The 582-nt window shown below is 62.0% G+C and carries 1 protein-coding gene; it reads right to left on the reverse strand.

Annotated elements, in window-relative coordinates; all coding sequences use genetic code 11:
* Positions 1–567: helix-turn-helix domain-containing protein (locus tag B879_RS24310; protein WP_262481921.1), on the reverse strand; the 567-nt coding region annotated here is incomplete at its 3' end.
* Positions 568–582 lie beyond the last annotated feature (15 nt).

Below are 582 nucleotides of genomic sequence, written 5' to 3' on the forward strand. Positions count from 1 at the left end.
CGCGAAGATGTCCCACCACTTCTTATCTACCGAGTTCTTGTCCTTGAGGAACTGTTGGTACAGCTCATCGACTAGCCATTCGTTCCCGCCGAACTCTTCCGTGAGTCGGTGGTGCGATTGATCTGGCACGGTATTACGCCTCTTCTCCCTGAATTTCCGTTTGTCCAAGCGCCGCCGTGCGGGTGACCAACACGGGGGCATAGTTCTAGACCTGCCTAATAGTCTAGTGACTAATCTTGTGCGGGTGGGAACCATTGAGCCCGGTATCACATGCGTGGCGCGATGAACGGCACTTTGAGCGACGATCCTCACATCGGCGTTCGTCCTGCTCACAGCAAATTTGCGCGTTGCGCAGGTGCTCCCCGGCCCGCCTCTGCGCGGGGCCGCCACGGCACGGGCGAGGTCAAACAGATGACGGGTGGCCAGCTCGTCCAGTTGCAGGGCTTCGGCCAAGGCGCCCAACACGGTCTCGGAGGGACGCTTATGCCGGCCTTGCTCCAGCCGGGTGTAGTAGTCGGTGCTCACCTGGGCCAGGGCGGCAACCTCTTCGCGCCGCATGCCCGGCACGCGCCGGCGGGGACC

This window comes from Cecembia lonarensis LW9 (genome assembly GCF_000298295.1).
GTDB lineage: Bacteria > Bacteroidota > Bacteroidia > Cytophagales > Cyclobacteriaceae > Cecembia > Cecembia lonarensis.